Consider the following 21,692-nt stretch of genomic DNA (forward strand, 5'->3'; position numbering starts at 1 on the left):
GACAATCTCCCTAACATACGAAAAAAAAAAGCCTTATCGTCATTGAGACGATAAGGCCTTTAGCTTCTATTGCGTTACCGGCTGCAGTTCTTTCCGGCCGATGATCACTTTAATCGTATTCGTATGCGGTAACCCTGTGCCTTGATCTTCGAAAACATCTTTGTTGTAGTCGATCACGAAGCGGGCATCCCCTTTGTCCCCGTCTAAAGCGAGACTATCAAAATTAAGACCCGTCGCATTCGAAGATGACGGCTCGGTGGTGTTGCCCAGAACGGCATTAACCGTGAGGCCGCCTTTCGCGAAGAAGCCTCCATATATCCAGAAGAGCGAGCCTACGCCATATAACTCGGCTTTTTGATCGGTATAGAAAAAAGCATGCAGCGTATTCGCGCTGTCCCTGCTATAACCACTCCCAAGCGGTTGGAAAGAGTCCACGCGGTAAATATCGATTGGTCCGTTCGCGATCATGACGAGTTCCCGACGTTTGCCATCAGCATCGGCCAATCCGCGAATCTGCGCATCGACGATTTCATTGGTATCCGTACTCAGCGTATAAGTGGTCGAATCCATCTCGATGCTGCCGCTAAGCGTAACGTGGCCAGCGACCAAGATATTGGCTCGAACCGGGATCGGCGTCGTAGTGGTATTGGCAATCGATAAATTACCGTTCACAATCAGCCAATCGTTCTTATCTTTCGTTGCATAGTAGAGCTTGTTTAACTTCTCCCCATCGAGCGTCAAATCACCATCGACGATGATCGGTCCATCCAATGAGCTAAATCGATCATTCAGTTCTTTCATTTGTTCGTCATACGCGGCCTTTTCAGCCTTGTATGTTTCATCCTCTTCCCCCGTCAGCGGAACCTCCGGTTCGGTCGGGATCGTTATGACTCGAGCTGTAGTGTATAGCCCGACGAACCTGGTTTCGAACGCATCCATCAAGCTGCGGATAGGGTTCGTACTGCTGCTGGTATAAGCGGTTCGCAATTGATTCCTATCGTCGATCCAATCCGTGGCCAGCGCATCATATAACTTATCGATGAAAGAGTCTCCCACGTCAATCGAAATAAACTTCTCGGTTTCGGTCAATTCGATCTTATCATCGAGATCGTGGAACTGATTAGCCGGGTCGAATGTGCCCGCATCGTAGTTATCCGTAATGAGCTGGCTATAAGGGGGATTATCTTTATTGGTCAAATCCCCTTTAGAAGTTCGATACTCAATGTTGCCGCTCGTTTTTAATTGGATTTTCCCTTCCGCTATCGCCTCGTCTCCGCTCCCGCTCGTATCACTGGATGTATCAATGTACAGGAACTGCGTTTTGGCTTCCGGATTCGGATCTTCGTTGCCGTGATACGTATATTCCGCGACATTCTGGATCCGCAGCATCTCTCCGGTATAAATATCGCCTATAAAATACGGGGCTCCGTTTACGGTCACGTCCCCCTCGGATCCCATCGCATACTTCAGGAAATCCGGATACGTACTCAACTCAATCCGCTGCTCTAGCTCCCGTTTGACACCGTTAACCGTCCCCGATGCGGTTACTTTAATATAAGTCTGATACGAATCTTCATCCGTGATTCCGCTCGACGTGCTATTTTGAGCAACAGGATCCGGGCAATACAAGTCTGTTTTCGTTATGTCCGGCGCTGTCGCCACAATACACATATTCTCGAACCGATAGCCTGGCGTCTTCAATTCATCGATCTCCGATGTTTTCAGATCGCCCGGATCTTGATTCTCGGCGACGAAATCTTCAAGCTGCGAGACGAACTCCGCTGGCGTGATCGATTTGCCGTCAAAACGGGCCATGATCTTCGCGACCGACTCCGTCAATGCCTTGTCCGCCAAATGAATGGTCTGGACATTATCCTCGCTGCGTTGCGCCCGCTGCGCCCCGCCGATCGTAGCGCCAAGGATCGCGACGCCGATCATCATAAATAACAAAATCATAAAAACAACGAGGAGGAAAGCCGAACCTCGTTCTTCGCGTATCATAGCTTCCCCTCCCTTAAAAACCGAATTTGCTGTTCAAGACCAGCTCAAAATCTCGTCCGTCGTAGGTCTGGCTGAGACGAAGGCCGATATGAATCAGGCCTGTACTGCATCCATACGGTACGTTGCTGTTCCTGCACTGCAGGAGAATGTAGGACCCGTTAGCAACCGAGGACGCCGTTGAACCGGCCGCCACTGCATTCTTATCGATCGTGACATCTGCGCTGGCGTAGTTGAGCGTGATCGTATTAATGCGGATATTGGACGTCAACGGAACTTCATCGGTCGTATCCGGATCTTCGTCTTGCAAGTAGAGCGACGTCTTCGCGGGATCATCTTCGGAAGGCGCCAGCCTAATGACGAAACTCGGATTTTCCGTTTGGTCGGCATCGGTCTTCGGAAGAACGAGTTCAATGCTCTGTCTGGAGCCGTTATCCGACTGCACGATCTTCTCTGGGCCTAACGCATACAGCTGCGTAATGATCGAAGACATAATGAGATCGCCTTCATCGCGCAGCGAGTTCTCGATGCGTACTTTGTTGTATGTGTTAAGGCCGAACGTAATGGAGCTATAGATGACGCCAAGAACAACAGACAACAGCGTGAGGGAGGCAATCAGCTCGACCAGCGTGAAGCCCTTCTCGCTAGCCGATCCCGAGTGCCGGCGCCATCGTTTAACGAATTTTCTCATCGGCGATATACCCCTCCACTTCCGTCTTCTCGCGTTTTTGATCGGAAACCACGAGATTGCCTTCTTCATCAGGCGTCAGCTCTTCAATCTCCACCCGCACGGGGATCAAGTAGTCGCTGATCTTGCCGCCCGACTGCACATCGCTCTGGAGCGTTGCATACAAACTCTCCTGATAACTGATCTCCACCCTGTAGTGAATATCGTTAATCACCGGATTCAGGATCGACGTAAGCGAATCCGGGTCGCTGACGTATGTTTCATAAGCGCTGCAATGCGCCGTATCCGAACAGCCTTCCGAGTTGAGGACAAAGTTCTGTCCGTCCTCCAACTTATCGATCTGTTCGCGAATTTTCTTGAAATCCGCCTGTTTCTGTATATAAAACAAGGTGTTCCTCGCCAGATTGACCATAACCGTCTTGTTCTGATTGCCTTTTGCATTATCGAGCGCATTAATAAAATAGGCCGAAAGCGCTAATCCGACAATAGCCAGAACCACGATGCTGGCCATAATCTCGACTAGCGTAAAACCGCCTTGCTGCGCGGAGGCTTGTCGCCCTATTCTTCGCATAGCGTCATTCCTTTCTATCTGTAACGGGAAAAGCTTCAACTTTATCTTTTCGACAAAAAACTACGAATCCCTTGTGGTTCTTTTAGCCTATACGCAAATTGTGATCGCATTCTGTTTCCTGCAATCCCAAACTTTGCATAGCAAGGCGGCTTAAGTTGGCAAACTAAGAACATCCAAGAGCACAAGGAGTATCCGATGTTGAATTGGCTTCGATTCAGACGCAGACCCGCTGGACGCCTGCAATCCATAAACTCCTTCTCTATCTATTACGGCATCTCAACCCCGGAAGTGAAGCGGCGTCTGGCAACCGTCGACCTCGCGATCGTGGAACCGCGCCAATGGACCGCCAATGATCTTGACGATCTCCGCTCAGTCGGCACCCAAGTGTTCGGCTATTTATCGGTCATGGAGACGCCGTCGTGGAATACGAAGCGATGGGCAGCAATGACGGAGGAGATGAAGCTTACGATCAACGGGGGGCCGAAGCATTTTGTAGAGTGGGATGCGTACCTGATGGACCTGCGGAATGCGCGCTACCGTGCGCTGCTGCTCGAGGAGATCGGCTGGATGGCGGAGAGTCTGCCGTTGGACGGAATACTGCTCGATACGGTCGGAGATATCGAAGACTATGTGCCGGGGAAGCTCCAGGTGGAAATGAGGGAAGCTTATGCTTCGCTGCTCAGTGTGGCACGCGGACGTTACCCTCAGCTGATGTGGGTGCAAAATCGCGGCTTCGCCGAAGCGCTGCAGTGCGCGCCATTGCTCGATGGCTTCCTATGGGAAGGCTGGGACGGGCATGCCGTCGCCACGCCATGGACGCGGGAACGCATCGCGCTCGTGCAAGACCTGGCCAAGCGGGGCGTGACCATTCTCGCCTCAACCGCTGACTCCGCTCCGATTCACCGGGAGCGCGCACAGCAAAATGGGCTCATCCATTGGACGAGCCCAAAAACGGGATATAATTAACAGATTTCCATGACTTGGCAAGGAGCGGCCGCGGATATGTCCCACCTAGGCTTGAAGCTGCAGCAGCCGGCTGAACATGCCGTCCGTATCGGACTTAACCTGATGGTAAGCGCCTTGTTGAATGATCGCGCCATTGTCCATCACGAGAACTTGGTCCGCTCCACGGATCGTGGACAGCCGGTGGGCAATGACGATAATCGTCATACTCCCTTGAAGCCTGGTCAACGCTTCTTGAATGAAGACCTCGCTTTCGCTGTCCAAGGCGCTGGTCGCCTCATCCAGGATCAGGATAGCCGGCTTGCGCAGAAGCGCCCTTGCGAGCACGATCCGCTGCCGTTCCCCGCCGGACAGCCGGATCCCGCGGTCGCCAAGCAAGGTGTCGAGGCCTTGCGGCAGCTGCCTGACGAACGGTTCGGAAGCGGATAAACGCAGAGCTTCCCACATCCGGTCCTCCGTCGCTTCAGGCGCTGCGAGGCGGAGATTCTCGCGCAAGGTCGCATGGAACAGGAACGGCTCCTGAGGAACATAGCCGACCCGGTCGCGAAGCGCCAAAGCCCGCTTGGCGTCCAACGGGATTCCATCGACCAGAACAGTGCCCTGCTCCGGCTCGATGAGACCGATGAGCAAGTCGATCAGCGTGCTCTTCCCCGCTCCCGATCTGCCGACGATCGCGGTCATGGAATGCGCGGGGATTTGCAGTTGGATATGATCAAGCGTGTAACCGGCTGCCTCCGTGTCATAGCGATAGCAGACATTGCGGCATTCGATGTGCCCGGTTACGACGAGGGGGTGTTCACTGTCGGTTGTTGCATCGTTGCCTGCCTCACGCACAGCGGCCAAGTCGCGCTCGAGGCGCTCCAGGCTCGCGAAGGCCGGCAAAGTCTGGGCAAGCTGTTCCCCGCCAGACTGCAGAGAAGCGAATTTCGGCCATAGCCGCGAGAAAATAATCACGATCATCACAAGCCGCTCCCCCGGAACGCGAAAGACGGCAACGGCAAGAAACAGGAATAGAGCCAGCAGCAAGCCGGAAGCGAGGCGATAATAAAATTGCGACATCGACTGAACGCGATTGAAGCCGATGACGTTCTTCTCCATCTTGGAGGTAAGCGCGCGGAACCATTGCAGATGGTGCCGCTCGAGCCGGTTGCTCTTGATCTCCTTCAGCCCGCTTAAATGCTCGGTGATCCCGCCGTAATAGGTTTCCGATAATGCGGTTGCCTCGTCGCCCAAAACCCGGGCTTGTCTGGCATAGGTCCGCGTCAGGAGCGCCAGCATCAGTCCGCAGGCAAGGATGCATAACGTCAGCGGCCAAGACAAATAAACCGCGAGCGCCACTTGAACGGCGGTAAACAGCAGAACCGTGGCAAGGTTCAACACTTGATAAATGCCGAAGCTGACCCGAGGCAGTTCCGCGGTCAGAATATGCAAGTAATCCGAGCGTTTCTTGCTCAGGAAGAACGTCCAGCGAGCTTGCAGCAACCCCGTATAGATGTCCGTCCGGAGATGCCGGATATAGCCTTGCTCGATTCGTTCGCCCCAATCGGATTGCGCGCGCTGCAACACCGCCTGCAAGGTGATGATCACGACGAACAGGCCCAGGATCACGGCGAGCTTCCCCGTAGCCGGCAAACCTTGCAGCGCATCGGACAGCAGGTTGACGAACGGAAGCCCGTTACCGGCGGAATCGAACAAGCCGATCAGCGACAGCAATGGGACGAGGATAAACAGATTCAATCCTTCGAGCATGCTCACGGCGATCATCCCGATCAGATGGAGCGGAAGTCTGAACCCCGCGTAACCATACAGTTTGCGCACATACACCCACATTGCCGCCATCCTACATTCCTCTCCCTTACGTTCGACAACTTCGGCAACCCATCGGCCCGCCGCCAACAATGGCGAGTCCGTATAAGGCAAAGACCGCCCGGCCCTAGATCAAGCTAGAGCCGAGCGCTTAAGTACGTTATGATCTAGGAATCATGGACCTGGCCTTTGTTGGTTCCTTTGTTGTTCTTGTCCGGCACGAAGCCATTGGGACCGCCCATTGTCTGATCCACTTCCAGGATCTCTAGTGAAAGTTGCTGCCATTCCTTCTTCACGTTCTCCATCTCGGTTCACCTCCTCTCCCTAAGCCCTAAATGCGTGCTCATAGCCTACTGAGAAAACGGCCCATCATCACGCTTAGCATTAACAGGCGCGCATGCGGATCGAACGCGCGTGAAGCGCTGGGCGCATCGCCGATGACCGTGACCGAACGCCGAATCTGGTCGACATCCAGATAGGCGGCGAGCCGGGGATCCTCGGCGCAGGCAGCGGCCTCTCGCATGAAAACCGGCCAGACATGCCGCATGCGGTGAACCCAATCCGCGCCCTGCACTCCCCGAACCCGTTGGTTCAACCTGACGTCATCCGGCAGCCGCCCTCGCGTCGCCCGGCGGATGAGCGATCGGTCCTCGCCATTCTGGACGAATTGTTCGATCGGCAAGGATAGGCAGAAACGGATGACTCGGGGGTCGCTGGTCGGATCGCGCTCTTGCAGGTTGTATCTGAGCGAGAACCGCGTCTGCGAGGTTCCGATGTGATTGGAGACGGAATATTGGCCGAATTCGGACAGCCTCGCTTCGATATCGCCGCCAGTCGCCTCGCTCAAACCGACATCATGGCCGGCCAGCCGTTCGAAGACGGCGGTTCTTCGGGCGAAGTCGGGATGGATTAACGAAGGCCTTGGCTCGTGCCGGGCTTGGCGGAAGAAGGGGAACCTTGACAGCGACGGATAGGCTTGCCGGCCGATGATACTAAGAAGGCGCTTGCGGCCGAGCGCCATTTTGCTGCCATACTGTTTCAGTTCTTTGTACAGCGCAACCCACTTCCACCTTCGCAGCAGGCTCGCGTAGTAATCCTCTGCCGGCCCCCAGGAGATGCTGTAGTTGCCGCGTCCCCCGTTCAACAAGATGCCTATGTCTTCCTGCTCGGCTTGCGCCAATATGCCTTTGAGCCAGAAGGAGTTCTCAATGAATTTGTAGGGTCCCTCCATTAACGCGGTCAGCTCATCCAGATCCTCGAAGGAATGCCGATCTTGAAAGTCCATATAATGCGCTTGAATACTCCCTACATGATTCGTGATCGACCGTATGAAGGGACGTTCATCCGCGGCCATTCGCCGGGAAGTCCAATCTTCGAAATCCGCGGCCGGGATGTAGCTGTATCCATGCAGCGTTTGGCCCGCCTCGCGCAAAGGCTGCGCCGCGAATGCCGCGATACTCGCAGAGTCGAGTCCGCCGCTTAGGCAGATCCCTACGTTGCGAAAGGTACGAAGCTTGCTCGTTACGGCTGTCTGAAAAACCTCTCGGAAGGCTTCCTCGTATTCCGCGTTCGAGCGCAGACGTAACGGAGTTATGGGAGACGTCAACGAATCATAAGGCTCCAACGTCATTCTCCCGTCCCGCAACAGGAACCGATGGCCTGGCGGCAGCTGCTGAACATGCTTATATAAGGTACCTTGGACGTCGACCGCATCCAGCACAACCGGAATCGCAAGGAATTCGGCGAGCCATGATTCGTTCAGCTCCTTCGTCATTCCCGGCAAGGCCAGCAGCGGATGGACGACCGTGCAGAAGGCAAAATAATCCGTTTGCTTCGTATAGTAAAGCGAACGCGAGCCTAACAGGTCCCGCGCGCCGAATAGCTCCTGCCGAGCTTCGTCCCAGATGGCAAAAGCATAATCGCCGATCAAAAATTTAGGTGCATCCGCTCCCCATTTGCGGTAAGCATGCAGGATCAACTTGCTGTCGGTCATCTGCTTCCTTGCTTGGCGGGGAATGCCGAGCAAGTCGAACAGCTCCGACCGGTTATCCAGAATGGCGTCCGAGGCGATGACAAGCCGCAGCGACGGATCATGGCAAGGTTCGGTTGCCCCTATCGATTCCGGCGTAATCCATTGGCTATGAGATCCTAAGGCGATCGGTCCGCTGTTCCACAGGCCAGCTTGGTCCTTCGGATAATGGGCAAGTTCGCGCTGCATCCGCAAGGGGAGATCGGGCGCGTACGGACGATCGGAAGTTTGTGGGACAATACCAAATATCGCGCTCAAGAATAACCCTCGCTCTGTCATAGGGAGATTTCACGACACTGCGCAAAACATGCCGATGTATCCGCATTATAGCCAAAGCGATCGAACAATGTATGTAGCGAACCATGGGAACTTTTGTCTAACTAACGCGAAATTCAAGTAATTAAACAAAGTGTTTCCACCGATTCTGCGTCAAGAATGTTCTAGTAATAGAATTCCCTTGCATTTTCCTAACAACGCAAAAAAGACGCCATCAACTGGCGCCTTTCCGCAATCGCTTCTGCAGCTGCTCGTAATGGAGCGTCTCCTCAAGGCCGACTTGGAGCGTGCAGCCCGGCGCCCAGCCGAGCTCCCGACGAGCGCGCGAATTGTCTAGCATGCTGTCCTTGATGTCGCCCGGGCGGGACGGCATGTAGGTCGGGCTGAACGGCTTGCCCAGCAGCTCGCACATCGTCCGCAGCAGCTCGTTCACGGTGGTGGACGTGTTGTTGCTGATATTCATGATGAGGCCGCTGCCGCGCGTCATCGCGGCAATGTTGGCCTCGACGATATCTTTGACATAGATGAAGTCGCGCGTCTGCTCGCCGTCCCCGAAGATGAGACACTTCTCGTTGCTGAGGAGACGATCGGTGAAGATCGAGACGACGCCCCCCTCTCCATGCGCATCCTGGCGCCCCCCGTACACATTCGAATAGCGAAAAATCGTATATTCCAGCCCGATCAGCTCGGCATACGTCTCGATATAGTGCTCGGGCGTATGCTTCGAAATGCCGTAGAACGACATCGGATTAAGCGCATGATCCTCGTCGATAACCGCCCGCTCCGGCTTGCCGTACACGGCCGCGGAAGAGGCGTAGATAATTTTGCCCGCCCCGCTGCGCTGGCATGCCTCCAACACGTTGATCGTGCCCATGATATTGACCTTGGCATCGAGAAGCGGATTCTTCATGGAGTGGGCCACCGATACTTGGGCGGCATGATGGATGACCACCTCCGGCCTGAAGGCCGTGAACACGTCGCTCAGCCGGTCATCGTTGATATCCATCCGGCGGAACAATGCGCCCTGGTTCAGATTGCTGAGGCGCCCCGTGCTCAGATTGTCGACGACGAGCACCTGATGGCCAAGGCGGATCAGCTTATCGACTATATGCGAGCCGATAAACCCGGCGCCGCCCGTTACGATTACTTTACTCATGCGTCATCAGCTCCCTCGTGGTGGTGGTCCTGCGCGTAGCGGGTTACTGCCCTGACTTGTCCTCTTCCGAATTATGTACCGGCCGGCGACTGCGCGCCGCTGTGGCTGCGCTCGAACCAGCGGATGAGCGCCTGGACGACATCGCTGTCGAGCTGGGTGCCCGCGAGCGACTCCATCGACTTGATCGCTTGGTCGAACGGGAGCGGGTCGCGATAACGGCGTCCATTGACCTTGGCGAGGAAAGTCTGGACGACGCTGATAATCCGTGCCCCGATCGGGATCGCTTGCCCCTCGAGGCCCAGCGGGTAGCCTTGGCCGTCGATGCGCTCATGGTGATAGCGGATCGCATCGGCGATCTCCCGGCTGCCGAGCGTCGTCTCGGCAATGGCGGCGCCGACCTCGACGTGGAGCTTCATTTTTTCATACTCGATCTCGGTGAATCGCCCTTCCTTCAAGTACAGCTCTTCCGACAGTCCCAGCACCCCGATGTTGCTCAAGTACGCGGCCGTCCCGATATCCCGGATCTGCTTCGGCGGAAGGCCGAGCTCCTTGGCGAGTATGATCGCGTAGCGGCTCATCAGCTGCGAGTAACCGATCGTCTGCGGGTTCAGATCGTCGATGGTGCTGGCGAGCAGCTTCAGGAATTCGGAATACGAGTAGGCAAAAGGCTTCATCCGTTCCTGCACGGCCAACAATCTGGCGAGCTCGCGGGCCATCATCGTCAGCGTCGTCGTCACCTGCTCGCGGGTCATGTCCGAGGCGGCATGCAGCGGCAGACCGCAGATGAACCACGCCTTCTTGCCGGGCAGCGGCAGCGTGCCCGAAGCAAGCAGACCATCGCCGATCCCGCCGAGGAGGGACACGACCTGGTCGAATTCCTCATCGTCCTTATCCCACAGCACCAGCTCATGCGGGCTCATCAGCTGAATCAGCATGGAGAGCTGGCTGGGATCCGCCAGACGATCGGCAATCTGCTGGGACCAACCGAAGAAGACCGGCATCGACACGGTGCCATGGTCGGAGACGAACAAGCATCCGCCGGAGACGCCAAGGGCGGCCTGCGACATCATGAACGCTTTGCTCACCACTGCCTCTTGGTCCATGACCATGCTGCTGATCGCCTGAAGCGCCGCGCGCGACGTCTCTACGACATCCGCTTTCAGCTGCAGCCGTTCGGACTCGGCCAAGACGTCGACCAATTGAGGCAGCAGCGAACTGATCGCGGCAAGCCGCTCCCGCTGTCCTCGTGACAGCCTCGGGATCGGACCGATTCGCACCAACCCCCGCTTGCCGACCGGCATATTGTAGAGCGGGACGTCCCCGGCATGAATGACGCCGAGCGTCTGCGAGGATTGATCGGCTTTGATATGGAGCGGCGGGAGATAGACCTCCTTCTGATACGGCAAAAGCCCGCTGTACGAAGGGCCGATCTGCACCGGATCCTGCCCGCGGTGACGGACCGCCTTCAGCATGAAGTCGCCTTCTTCCGAGTCTCGGATATAGAAGGCGTAGCCATGCGCGTCGACGATCGGGCTGATGGTCTCGAGCAGCAGATTTAAGTTATTTTCCAAACCGGCGTCCGGCTGAATTAACTTCACCATTCGCTCCAAATACGCGGCTTGCCTTAGTTGTGCCCGATAACGCTGCAGCATGCCGAGCACGATGAGCAGAAGGATCAGCAACACGCCTACGGCGAGAAGGACCGCATAGGCGGGCAGATCGTCGATTGCTGATGTTATCGTCTCCAATACGGCGGCCTCCTCTCTCGAATTCGGGCGTCCACGTTGTCCCTTCCCTTTACTCGCCTGCTTATTGCAGCCATTCCTGCGAAGGCGCTGGCGTCGGCGGATTGACGCTCTTCTGCGGCGGTTTGCCGACTGCCGAAGCTCCCGCTCCGCGCACCTCGCGGGCCAACAGATCATTGTCGAGATCGTGGAGCGCGACATGCTGGCTCAGCTGGCGAATCTTCTCGTTCACGGTCGAAATCTGCATCGACTGATAGAGCACGATCAGCAGCAGCACGAGCGTCGAGAACAAGAACATAAGCGTCGGCGGATACTGGACCCCGACGACATTCGCCAGTCGATCGAGCCCCCCAGGAAAGGCGGCTAGCAAGAGGACGGCGACAACGCTGAGCAGCCAGGCGACGGAGTTGCGCGCGTTGATTTTGTGCTTCAGGAGCAGTCGGATAATGATGTAGGAGAATACAATGCCGCATAACAGAATAAACCATCGCAAGACGTCCTGCATCTCCGCTTCAAGCCACCTTCCTGCTAAGCTTGTGCCGGATGAGCACGATAACGATGCTCATCAGAATCTGCATCATGTAGAAGATCGGCTTCAGTCCCGCATGCATGGACACGCCGGCCTCCCGCTGCTTCATGTGCGCCGGCACCTCGTGGATCGTGAATTTCATCAGGATCTGCTGGATCAGAATATCCGCATCCGGGAAGTCCGCCGGGAACCGGTCCCGCACGGAATAATAGTTGAACACGCGCTGCGAGACGCCGCGCAGCCCGGAAGTCGGATCCGTGATCTTCTTCCCGGTCAGCCGACGGATGAGCATCCGGAAGAACCCGATGCCGACGCCTTTGACCACGCCGGTCTCGAACCCTTCGCGGCTGATGAAACGCGAGCCCATGACGATGTCCGCGCCGCTATGTTCGAGCTCGTGCATGATCGCGGGCAAGTCCTCCACGCTGTGCTGGCCGTCGGAGTCGAACTGAATGATGTAGGGGTAGCCTTTTTTCATCGCATACTTGTACCCGGTCTGCAGCGCGGCGCCGTATCCGAGATTGCACGGATGCGAGATGACGGTCACCTCCCGGTAACGGGATGCCTCCTGGCAAGTCCGGTCGCGCGAGCCGTCGTTAATGACCAATATATCGAGCGGCAGCTTGGCGGCGATGAGACCCTCCAGCACACGGCCAATATTCTGTTCTTCATTGAATGCGGGAATGACGACCAAATATCGATTCAACATGCCGGTTCCCTCCTGGTAGAATCGGATTCGCGGGAGATGAGCCAGATCATCAAGACGGCATTTAACGTCCAGCCGGCGCATGCTCCATACCCGAGCGCGCTCGCCCCGAGCTGATCGAGCAGCAAGTAGTCGAATAACAGATTGCCTCCCGCCGCAAGCGCATAGATTGCGGCAGGCTTATAGACACGGCCTACGGCCAAATAATAACGAACCCCGATAGCCGAGATCGCCAGGCCGGGTACGCTGAGCGCATAACCGGCTAGCAGTTCAGCCGTCTGCTCGACCGCAGCCGCATCGAATGCGCCTCTGCCCAGCAGCAGCGCGATGATGGGCCTGCGGCACAAGAATAAGACGAGAGCGACTGGCAATAGCAGCATTAGTGTGCCCTTTATCGCGCGCAATATCTGCTGCCGCCGCTCTTCTCTCGTATGCGATACGCGAGATAAGGAAGGCAGCAGCACCGCGGTGACGGCAGCCACGAACACCCAGTTCGGGAATTGAGCGATCCGGTACGCATAGGTTAACGCAGTGATCGTCCCCGTATGCAGCTGAGAGGCCATGACCCGCTCCAAGGCATAGACGACCTGCGTGCACAGCGTCAGCAGGAAAAAAGGCACGAACAGCCGGTAAATGCCCCTCATGCTCTCGTCCCGCGCCGATTCGGCAGCCTTGCGTCCCGGGGTAGCCGCTCGAGCCTCCCACTCGGCACGGCCGCTGTGCGCAGCCCGCTCTGGCCGCCCCTCGTCCGTCGACTCTTGCCATACCGCCGGTGACATCGCCCCTTGAACGGGCAGCCCGCCTGCTTCCAACGATAACACCGCCGCCGCTAGCTTCGACGAATTCGTTCGCATGTTGCCGCTTCTGCTCGGTGCAAGCTTCCTGCGGATCGCAATCGCGGTCAAGGCAGCCATGGCAGCAGTGCCCGCGGCAATCGAGCCGGCGAATACATAAGCGCCCGAAGCCGGAGCCAGTCCGAAGGCGAGACTCGCAATGACCGCAACCAGCATGAAGGCGTTCAGCAGCAGCGGGCCGATCGCCGCGGCATAGAAAGCGCCCGAGGCTTGCAGCGCGCCCGCGAATGTCGCATAGAGGGGGAACAACGGCAAGGTGATCAGGAGCAGCGCATAGAGCGGCTTAAAGACCGGCAGCGCCGGATCTGCAGGCGAATAGCCGAATAGGGGCGCAATTACGGGACGCAGAAGGAGCAGCACACACCCGATCGCCGCCATTGCCAATGCGGTATGCAGGGCAAGGCGCTTCACCATGGTGCGGAACCCCTCCACATTGCCGCCGGTCCATAGCCGCGTGAAAGAAGGCACTGTCGCGACCGCAATGACCGCCGCGATTAAGTTATATCCGAGCGTTTCCGGCAGCAGATACGCGGTGTTGACGACATCGGCAGCGGACGAAGTGCCGAAATACGCCGCGAACGACAAATCCTTCAAGAATGAGACGCCTGCGATCAGGAGATTAATGAGCGTTACGCCGCCAATTACGAACAGGCCGGACGAAGGACGCCGGACACGATCGCCTTTTGCGCTAAGCCTCGATGATCCAGCCGCACCCGCAGACCCGCGCCTGCTCTTGCTCCCGTTCACGACATCCCCTTGGCGGGAGAAGCCGTATGCAGCAGCTCCGGCTTATAATGCTGCCCTTGCAGAATCTCCCCGAGCGGCCGGAACGAGAAATCTTCGAGCAAGCGTCGCAGCTTCTTCTTCGTATCCCCGAGGCCGTAGTATTGCACGAAACGGATTAGCGGATTGGCCGGCAGGCGCGGCTGGCTGGCATCGATCTCCCACGGATGGACGTAGATCATGCCCGGCCTTGCCTTGTTCACCCGCTTCAGCGCCCACTTCACGAACGAATAAGGCGTCGCGCGCAAGTAAAATCCGCCCGAGAACGGCACCGTCACGCCCCCTACCTTAGTTACCGAGGGAGGGAACTCGACCAGATCTGCGGGCAAGCCATCCACGACAGGGCGGAAAGGCGCGACCGGCGCCCCCGCAACCCCGGACAGCGGCGTATGGAAAGGCTGGATGCTCGAATCGCAGCTGAAGCCTTCCTCGGCCAGAATGCGCAAGGCTTCGTAGCGGCCCGGCCCGATCGACCATGACGGGGCGCGATAGAGCCGAACGCTCATGCCGGTGATCGTTTCGAGTATGCTTTTGGACGCGCGAATGTCGGCACGGAACTCCTCCAGCGACTGTTCGTTCACCAGCTGATGCCACGTACCGTGGGAGCCGATCTCATGGCCGCGCCGGGCAATCTCTCGCACTAACTCCGGATGCCGCTCGGCGACGCATCCCAGGACGAAGAACGTGCCCCGCACCCGATATTCCGCGAATAGATCGAGCAGTCCCATCGTGCTCCCGACGATCCGGTCTTCGTAGCGGCTCCACTGTGCAGGCGGAATTGCGAGTCCATTGGTCATATAGTAGTCCTCCACGTCCACCGTCAGCGCGTTATCCATCCTGCGTTCCTCCTTCTGCGGGAAGTTCTCGTTCGTTCGTATCGTTACATATGCGGCTGCGACCTCTCGGCTGCAACACATCTCGCAAACCGTCCTTGAAGCCCCCGCCTGAGCGGTCATCGCTTCAGCAGCGACCGCCACATGCCGGCATCCAGCGCATAACGGGCGCAGCTCATCATGAACCCCGCCGCTGCCATCGGATCGCGCCACGACAGAATATCGTCCTCGACCGGAAGTCCCCGCGAGCCGAAGAGCGGCGGCTGTAGCCCCCGAACCTTGCGGACGGACAGCGCATGGAGAAGATCGCCCGGCAGCAGATTGCGCGTCATCTGGCCGATTCGATAACGGCGAACCGGCTCTACCCGTTCACCAAGCGCGAGCCGCACGTGCAGCAGCGGAAAATCGACGCCGGACTGGATCGCCAGATGGAGCGAGTTCCAGTAACGGGGGTTAATCTCCATCAGCTTAAGTTCCCCGTCCCGCGGATCGCGCATCCACTCGACCTCGGCGATGCCGCGCCAACCCAGCTTGCGCAGCAATGTCTCCGCTTGCTCGACCAGCTCAGGTGCCTCGATACTCTCCTGCACGGTGCTCGGCCCAATCTTCACCGGGTAATGCCGCACCTCCCGCTGCACGAAGCTGGCGGCCGTCCTGCCTTCGCTATCTATGAGCAGCGCCGCATCCAGCCGCTCTCCGGGCGGGATATACTGCTGGATCATCGGCGGCTCGCCGAAATCGGCAGTCACTTGGGCATAAGCGGCACGCAGCGCCGCCTCATTCTCCACGATGCGGATTCCCCGGGATCCCGAGCTATGCAGCGGTTTAACGACGAGCGGGAAGCCGTTATCCTTGGCAAAAGTAAGCAACTCCGCTTCCGCCGACGGACGAACCGTCTTCGGACACGCCATGCCGAGCGACTCGGCGGCCCGCGCCGTCTCGTATTTATCCGCCGCCAGCCGAAATGAAGCGAGCGACGGCTGCAGCATCCAGCTAAACGGCGCGAGCTCCCTCTCCTGCTCCAGCACGATGCGCACGCTCGCTTCATCCATCGGCATCAGCACGAGGCCTGGCTGTTTCTTCGCTCTGCCGATCAGCCATTCCGCGTAATCGTCAGGCGAGTCGACGGGTGAAGGGCTGATCCACCGTTCCCCGCAATAACGCGAGAATCCCGCCGGAGTGAACCGCGTCGACTCCGCGACTGTCACTGGATAACCGCTGCGGCCTAGCGAACGGACGGCGGCAAGCGATTTGCGCAGCAGCGCGTCCGTGACGAGTACGCCAGGCATATGAGGCTTCATGACGGCGTCCCCCAGATGCGGCGATTCTCCTCATCCTCGGGCTGCGGCTGCTCGATATGCCAGATCCGCAGGTGCTCGTCCTCGTAGAACAGCTCGGGCAAGCCATGGGCCGTCTTGTAGGCGGCCAGCCATTTGGCGAGCAGGACGATGTCCTCTTCGTGCTTGATGTATCGGTTCTGCTCCAGGCTCTCGTAGATGCTGGACGCCTTGGAGACGCGAAACACTTCTTTCTCATCGAAAATATAAATATGGGGCGTCGCGTCCGCATCGTACTCGCTCTGTCCGTAACGGGTCAGCGGCGTCTTCGCCGGATCGTATTCGGTCACCAGATTGCGGACGTATTGATGCCAGCCCATCCCGTAGACGAGCGAATAGCCTTCCTCCTGCGAGAAAATCGTCCATGTCTTGGCCGGATGCAGCGACGCGATGCGCAAATATTGCCGGAACACGCTCTCCCAGTCCATCTTGTAAGCCACGATCGGCGACAGCTGCGCATACAGAGCGAGCGCGGCGAAGGCCGCAATCGCAACCGGGAACTCGACGAAAGAACGCCAGCGTATGCGGGACAGCAGCCGCCACAGCGACCACCAGGCGAAACCGGTCGTAAAGCACAGGCCGAGCGACCAGAGCGACTGCGTGCGGGCCGCGAGCACGGTACTCTTCGTGATGTACGGGACGATGTAGTAGAGCAAGAACGACGCCGTGCCGAAGCCGATCGCGAACCACTCCATAAGGCGATACTCCCGGCGGCGCCAGTTGATCAGTCCGCTGATGATCGTAACCGCGATGCCGGCCAGGGCGATATGGTCCATCAGATGCAGTTCCGGCAGCGCGGCCTCCGTCCGGCTGATCAGAAAATCCGCTGCGCTCTCGTTCAGCCCCACACCGGACCAGAGCGCAAGCTGAACCGGCGCATAAGAGACGATCACCGTGCCGATGCCGACCACGGCTAGCAGCCCGATCCGCCGCCAGGAACGGACCTCGGGCGTCAATGCAGCGGAGATGAGCGCAACGCCAAGCCCCATGCCCGCATAGGCAAAAGCCAGCGAATGGATAAGCCCCGCCGTCGTCAGCGCTCCCGCGGCCGCCCACAGCTCCAGTCTGCTGCCCCGCTGCAGATAGCGAAGCATGAACAGGAGCGACGGGTACAGGTAGATGTACGCGTATTCCTGCGAGTTGCTCGCCGCCTGGCGCTCCCAATCCCCGCCGAACACCGCTTCGCCTCCGAAGCCGTACACGGCCGCGCCCGCGATTCCCGCTATTTGGCTGCCGGTCATCCGGGAGAGGATCAAGTACAGTCCGACGAGGGTAAGCGTGCTGGACAGCGGGCCGTTGTATTTGAGAATATACAGCGGGTCGATCGCGGCGAATTTGCTCAAGAGCGACAACGTGATGTAATACCCTTGCGGATAGATGCCGTCGTGGAACAGGATGCGGGCATTGATGTACTTCATCCAAGCCAGCGTTACCGCCCCGTCCGACATGGCCGGCGCGGCGGAATGGAAGGCATCGTAGAACCGCATGTAGGCGCTGATGAGAATAACCGCGGCCAGCAGCAAAGCCGCCGCCCACGCTCCCCGCGCCTGCTTGATGGACGACCTCCATTGCTTCGGCCGCCACTTGCGGGTAAGCCGCGGCCAATACGGCCCTTGCATCCACGCCGGCTTCTCCAGCAGGGCGTAGAACCGCAAATTCAGCGCATGGGCCGCTTCTGCCCTTGCCCTTTGCGATCCCCGCTTCCAGAGCTGCCACGTCGCGATGAGCAGCAGGACGGCTGTGAAAGCCATGAATTCGTACAGCTGCAGCAGCGTCAGCAGGTAAACGAGCACGATATAGATCGTCGCCGCCTTGCACAGACGCGCCGTCACGTTGACGAACCGGTCTTCTCTGCCGCCCTCCGCGCCCTTCAGGAAGAATCGGGGCAGCACGAGATACAGCACCGCGAACGCGAACAGATAGTGTGCCATTGCATACAGCTGATTCGATAGCGATGCGTAGTTCATGCCGCCCCTCCTTGTAAGAACGCCATCCGTCCGCACGGTGCCCATCGTGCGTTAAGACATGACGTACAAATAGTAATCCAGCTTGCCTAGTACCTGCCGCATCGAACGGTAAGACAGCAGCGTGAACACGACCGAACCGGCCAGCACGCCGAATACCGCCCATTCGTAGCCGATCCAACGGCTGAGCAGGAAACCGGTGACCATGTTGACGAGCAGCGCCCGTACGATGGCCTTGTTGATGAGCTCAGGCTGGGAGATCGCGAATAACGTGACGGAATTCATCAGCCCGATCGCCAGGATGACATAGGAGAGCAACCCGATGACGAAGACGAACATCGTCGTGTTGCTGGCGATCAGATGCTCCCCGCGGCTGGCCAGATACATGCGGTCGAAGATGAGCATGAGGTAGAAGATGAGCGCGGCGCTCGCCGCGGACACCGCCGTCACGATGACGAGCATTCGGACGTAGATCTGCTGGAACCGCTCGTTCATCAGTCCCGCCTCGAAGCCCCAGTAGCGTTTGTAGCTGGCTTCGACCTCGAGCATCATTTTGTTCACCATGACCTCGCAGACGCCAAGCGGGATCATGAGCGACAGCAGCGCGAAATCCAGCCCCAGCTCGTACTCGCCCCGGAACCAGATGAAGTACGGCATATACGACTCATTCGCCGACCAAGCCATCACCCGGTCCACGAACAGGAAGGTGAAATATAAGAAGCCGTAGATGAAATACGGCATGATTGCATAGACCGCGATGGGCAAGCGCGTCAGCTTCGGGGCAATGCCCTTCTCTTCCTTTTTCTCCGCCTGGTTGAAGTAATAGAGCACGAGCCCCATGCCCGCGACCGAGACGACGAGAATCGCGACGAGCTGCGAGAAGATGATGTCCCACCCTGCCACCTGGAACAACACGTATACGATCCCGATCCCGATCACGATCAGCCCGGTGAACGTCAGTTCGCGCCTTAAGATGTACATGACCGTCACCGACAGCCAGATCGACGTCAGGAAGAAGAAGTACAGGATGATGTACAGGAACATCGCCATCGGGAAAAGGTTAAACACGACGTTGGCCACCAGGAGCAGCAGCCCGCAGACGCCGGCGGTCACATACCCGAAGCGAATGAATTGGAACGTCACTTTGCGCGCCATGTTGTAATAGCTCTGCGAGATATAGAAGAACCCTCTGCGGGCGATCGCCTGCGTGTACCCGCCGACCACGATGAAGCTGGCGATCGTGCCGATCGCGATGCAGGTCGCGAGCTCCACGGACAAGTTCTGGTACGACCAGAGCGAGAAGCGCAGCGTCAGCATCGAGATGACCGACAACGCCATCGGCAAGGCGAAGATAACGCCGCGCAGGAAGCTCTTGACGAGCTGCATCGTCGTCGCGGCTACGCCGGTCTGCTCATTGACGGCGAATGCCGTCGTGACGACGCGCCGCTTGATCGTCTCCCAGATCTCCGCGGCCAGCTCGAAAATATCCGCCACGCCGAACGCTTCCTGCGCCCGGCCGTCGTTCCAGCCCATCGATTCGAGCAGCGCCGCGATCTCATGGCGATCCTCCGGCAGCATGTTCTTGTTCATGATCGCTTCGATGAGATGCGCGAAGCGGGTCTCGCGGTCGGTCGCTCCTAGCTGCATGCTCATCGTCCCCCTCCTCCCAAGGAGGGGATGATCATATGAACGATCAGCTCGGACAGCTTGCCGGCACGCTCCGCGGCCTGCACCGCCTCCAGCGTAATCGGCTCGCTTTTGGCGGCGATCAGGCTGCCGTCTTGCGCATAGACCGACTCGCCGGCAATTTTGCCGACGATATAGCGCAATTGTATCTGCTTAATCTCGTCTGTAAGCGCCGGGCTCGCCAACTCGGCTTGGGCAGGCCGATTCGTGAGCGTGTGTGCGGATGCCGGGACAGACGATGCAGTGGAGCGGGATGAGTCGGCAGCGGATACGATAGCAGAGCGCGAATAGGTTTCGGCCCCCTCTGCGGTAGCCTGAGATGTTGCTAGATGCAGCATGCCATGGGCACCGGTTTCGGCTGCTGCGCTTGCAGAGCCCGAAAGGGCAGGATGCGTCTCCGCAAGCATCGGCTCTGGGTCTGGCCAGTCCAGCTGGACGAGCGAAGACGGCTTCTTCTGCAGCGCCGGATCGTCTTTCCAATAAGCAAGCAGCTCGGGATCGTCGACCTCGGTAAGGAAGAGGTCGATCTCGCCCCAACGCTCGGATGACGGCCGCTTGACGGCTGCCCGAGACACCTTCTCCGTCCATCGGCCGGCCGCTGCGGAGGCGCTGCTCGTGGCGGAAGTGTCGTCCGCGGTCACCGTGCCATGGAAACCGCCGGACTTTGCCTCCTCCATCGTCTTGAGCATCGATCTTAGCCGCAGCTCGATCACCTTCGCGTTCTTCACCGTCTGCGCTACCGATTCGTTCATTTGCGCAGCCTCCGGGTTAGACTGCACGCTCGAATCCGGTTCCGCATGAAGCGGCTCCGGCAGCGTGCTCTCCAACTGAGCGGATGCAGCGGCCAACATTCGCGTGATCGTATCGGTTATCGGCATCGCGATTCCTTCGGCCTTGGCGGACCGGAGCGATTCGATGACCGCATCCGCTTCCTCCAGCAGCCGCTCGATGACCGCTTCGTATTCGGCCAGCTGCTTGTCGATCGCCTGCAACTGTGCCTTATGCTCCGCTTTTTGCCGAATCATCAGCTGCTCGAGCGCATTCGCCTCCGCTTCTCCCTGCCGGGTAATCGCCTCGACGGATCGTCCTAACCGGTCCTGCAGCAGATGGGCGAACGCTTCCTCGGACGCCTCGATGCCGCCCGCCTGGCCTGCTTGCGCCGGAGAGAGCTCAGCGAGCCTCAGGCGCAGCTGCTCATGGCGAATGCGCTCTTTCTTCACGCGCTCCTCCAGCTCGTCGGCCACCCGGTTCTGCAAGGCGTCCAGCTTGCGGAAGAGCCGCTCCGTCTCCCTGCGGTGGCAGCCGAACCATACCTTCGGCAAATCCCGCACCTTCTTGCTCAAGGCTATCCCTCCTTCGCCTGAAACTGCTCGAACGCGTGCGCCAACCGCTCCTGAATCCGCGCCAGCACTTCGGTCCGCTGCGCTTCCTTCTCCGCGAGCTGTTGCCGCTGCTCCTCCTGCAGCGCCTCCAATTGCGCCATCAATTGGCCGATTCGTTTCGTCTGCTCATGATGCGCCGCCATCATCGCATCCTCGGCCGCCTCCACATAGCTGGGCTTGTCCGAATGGATCGTCTCGCTTGGCGTGAGCTTCGCGGTCAGCAGCTCCACCTCCACATGAAGCCGCTCGTTGTCCTCCTGCAGCATCAGCAGCTCCTCGTTCAAGCCGGCCATTCGTCTCTCGTGCAGCAGCTGCAGCTGCTGATAGGACTCCTTCACCGCTTTGGCCTCGTAGCCGCGTAACGATTTGCGTGGTACTTTCATCGC

18 protein-coding genes are annotated in these 21,692 nt (G+C 58.3%); 1 reads left to right on the top strand and 17 read right to left on the bottom strand.

Annotated elements, in window-relative coordinates; all coding sequences use genetic code 11:
* Positions 1–66: 66 nt before the first annotated feature.
* The 3 genes from FHS18_RS03740 to FHS18_RS03750 are packed head-to-tail and all read right to left on the bottom strand — an operon-like array spanning position 67 to position 3,257.
* Positions 67–2,001, bottom strand: a complete 1,935-nt coding sequence (locus tag FHS18_RS03740) for a hypothetical protein (RefSeq protein ID WP_183597081.1) — start codon at positions 1,999–2,001, stop codon at positions 67–69.
* Between the two features lie 13 nt (positions 2,002–2,014).
* Entirely contained in the window at positions 2,015–2,689 is a 675-nt protein-coding gene (locus FHS18_RS03745) for a prepilin-type N-terminal cleavage/methylation domain-containing protein (protein ID WP_183597083.1), read from the bottom strand.
* Entirely contained in the window at positions 2,673–3,257 is a 585-nt protein-coding gene (locus FHS18_RS03750) for a type IV pilus modification PilV family protein (protein ID WP_183597085.1), read from the bottom strand. The genes FHS18_RS03745 and FHS18_RS03750 overlap by 17 nt, the downstream gene beginning before the upstream one ends.
* 195 nt (positions 3,258–3,452) lie before the next feature.
* On the opposite strand from FHS18_RS03750, the gene FHS18_RS03755 reads away from it, so the two are divergent.
* Complete coding sequence (locus FHS18_RS03755) at positions 3,453–4,223, top strand: glycoside hydrolase family 66 protein (RefSeq protein WP_183597087.1); 771 nt, start codon at positions 3,453–3,455, stop codon at positions 4,221–4,223.
* A gap of 45 nt (positions 4,224–4,268) precedes the next feature.
* Here FHS18_RS03755 and FHS18_RS03760 read toward each other — a convergent pair whose 3' ends face one another.
* The 14 genes from FHS18_RS03760 to FHS18_RS03825 all read right to left on the bottom strand — a co-directional run bounded on the left by FHS18_RS03760 (position 4,269) and on the right by FHS18_RS03825 (position 21,689).
* Positions 4,269–6,059: an ABC transporter ATP-binding protein gene (locus FHS18_RS03760; RefSeq protein WP_183597089.1), complete on the bottom strand. Its 1,791-nt coding sequence runs from the start codon at positions 6,057–6,059 to the stop codon at positions 4,269–4,271.
* A 134-nt stretch (positions 6,060–6,193) separates the two neighbouring features.
* Positions 6,194–6,331, bottom strand: coding sequence for a paeninodin family lasso peptide (locus tag FHS18_RS03765; RefSeq protein ID WP_183597091.1), 138 nt, complete (start codon positions 6,329–6,331; stop codon positions 6,194–6,196).
* A gap of 38 nt (positions 6,332–6,369) precedes the next feature.
* Positions 6,370–8,313, bottom strand: a complete 1,944-nt coding sequence (locus FHS18_RS03770; protein ID WP_183597093.1) for an asparagine synthase-related protein — start codon at positions 8,311–8,313, stop codon at positions 6,370–6,372.
* 232 nt (positions 8,314–8,545) lie between these two features.
* The gene (locus tag FHS18_RS03775) at positions 8,546–9,487 is read right to left on the bottom strand and encodes an NAD-dependent epimerase/dehydratase family protein (protein ID WP_183597095.1); all 942 of its coding nucleotides are present in this window, start codon (positions 9,485–9,487) and stop codon (positions 8,546–8,548) included.
* Between the two features lie 71 nt (positions 9,488–9,558).
* Positions 9,559–11,235, bottom strand: a complete 1,677-nt coding sequence (locus FHS18_RS03780; RefSeq protein WP_183597097.1) for an HD-GYP domain-containing protein — start codon at positions 11,233–11,235, stop codon at positions 9,559–9,561.
* A gap of 61 nt (positions 11,236–11,296) precedes the next feature.
* On the bottom strand, positions 11,297–11,737 hold the full coding sequence (locus FHS18_RS03785) for a DUF2304 domain-containing protein (RefSeq protein WP_183597099.1): 441 nt from the start codon (positions 11,735–11,737) through the stop codon (positions 11,297–11,299).
* 7 nt (positions 11,738–11,744) lie between these two features.
* On the bottom strand, positions 11,745–12,470 hold the full coding sequence (locus FHS18_RS03790) for a glycosyltransferase family 2 protein (RefSeq protein WP_183597101.1): 726 nt from the start codon (positions 12,468–12,470) through the stop codon (positions 11,745–11,747).
* Positions 12,464–14,068: a lipid II flippase MurJ gene (murJ, locus tag FHS18_RS03795; RefSeq protein WP_183597103.1), complete on the bottom strand. Its 1,605-nt coding sequence runs from the start codon at positions 14,066–14,068 to the stop codon at positions 12,464–12,466. The genes FHS18_RS03790 and murJ overlap by 7 nt, the downstream gene beginning before the upstream one ends.
* Positions 14,065–15,150, bottom strand: a complete 1,086-nt coding sequence (locus tag FHS18_RS03800) for a DUF3473 domain-containing protein (protein ID WP_183597105.1) — start codon at positions 15,148–15,150, stop codon at positions 14,065–14,067. Before FHS18_RS03800 ends, murJ begins: the two co-directional genes overlap by 4 nt.
* Positions 15,057–16,238: a carboxylate--amine ligase gene (locus tag FHS18_RS03805; RefSeq protein WP_183597107.1), complete on the bottom strand. Its 1,182-nt coding sequence runs from the start codon at positions 16,236–16,238 to the stop codon at positions 15,057–15,059. Before FHS18_RS03805 ends, FHS18_RS03800 begins: the two co-directional genes overlap by 94 nt.
* The gene (locus tag FHS18_RS03810) at positions 16,235–18,241 is read right to left on the bottom strand and encodes a hypothetical protein (protein ID WP_183597110.1); all 2,007 of its coding nucleotides are present in this window, start codon (positions 18,239–18,241) and stop codon (positions 16,235–16,237) included. Before FHS18_RS03810 ends, FHS18_RS03805 begins: the two co-directional genes overlap by 4 nt.
* A 51-nt stretch (positions 18,242–18,292) precedes the next feature.
* Complete coding sequence (locus FHS18_RS03815) at positions 18,293–19,891, bottom strand: hypothetical protein (protein WP_183597112.1); 1,599 nt, start codon at positions 19,889–19,891, stop codon at positions 18,293–18,295.
* On the bottom strand, positions 19,888–21,267 hold the full coding sequence (locus FHS18_RS03820; protein WP_183597114.1) for a hypothetical protein: 1,380 nt from the start codon (positions 21,265–21,267) through the stop codon (positions 19,888–19,890). Before FHS18_RS03820 ends, FHS18_RS03815 begins: the two co-directional genes overlap by 4 nt.
* Positions 21,268–21,269: 2 nt before the next feature.
* Positions 21,270–21,689, bottom strand: a complete 420-nt coding sequence (locus tag FHS18_RS03825) for a hypothetical protein (protein ID WP_183597116.1) — start codon at positions 21,687–21,689, stop codon at positions 21,270–21,272.
* Positions 21,690–21,692: the final 3 nt, after the last annotated feature.

The organism is Paenibacillus phyllosphaerae (assembly GCF_014192105.1).
In the GTDB taxonomy this organism is placed as follows: Bacteria; Bacillota; Bacilli; order Paenibacillales; family Paenibacillaceae; genus Paenibacillus_Z; species Paenibacillus_Z phyllosphaerae.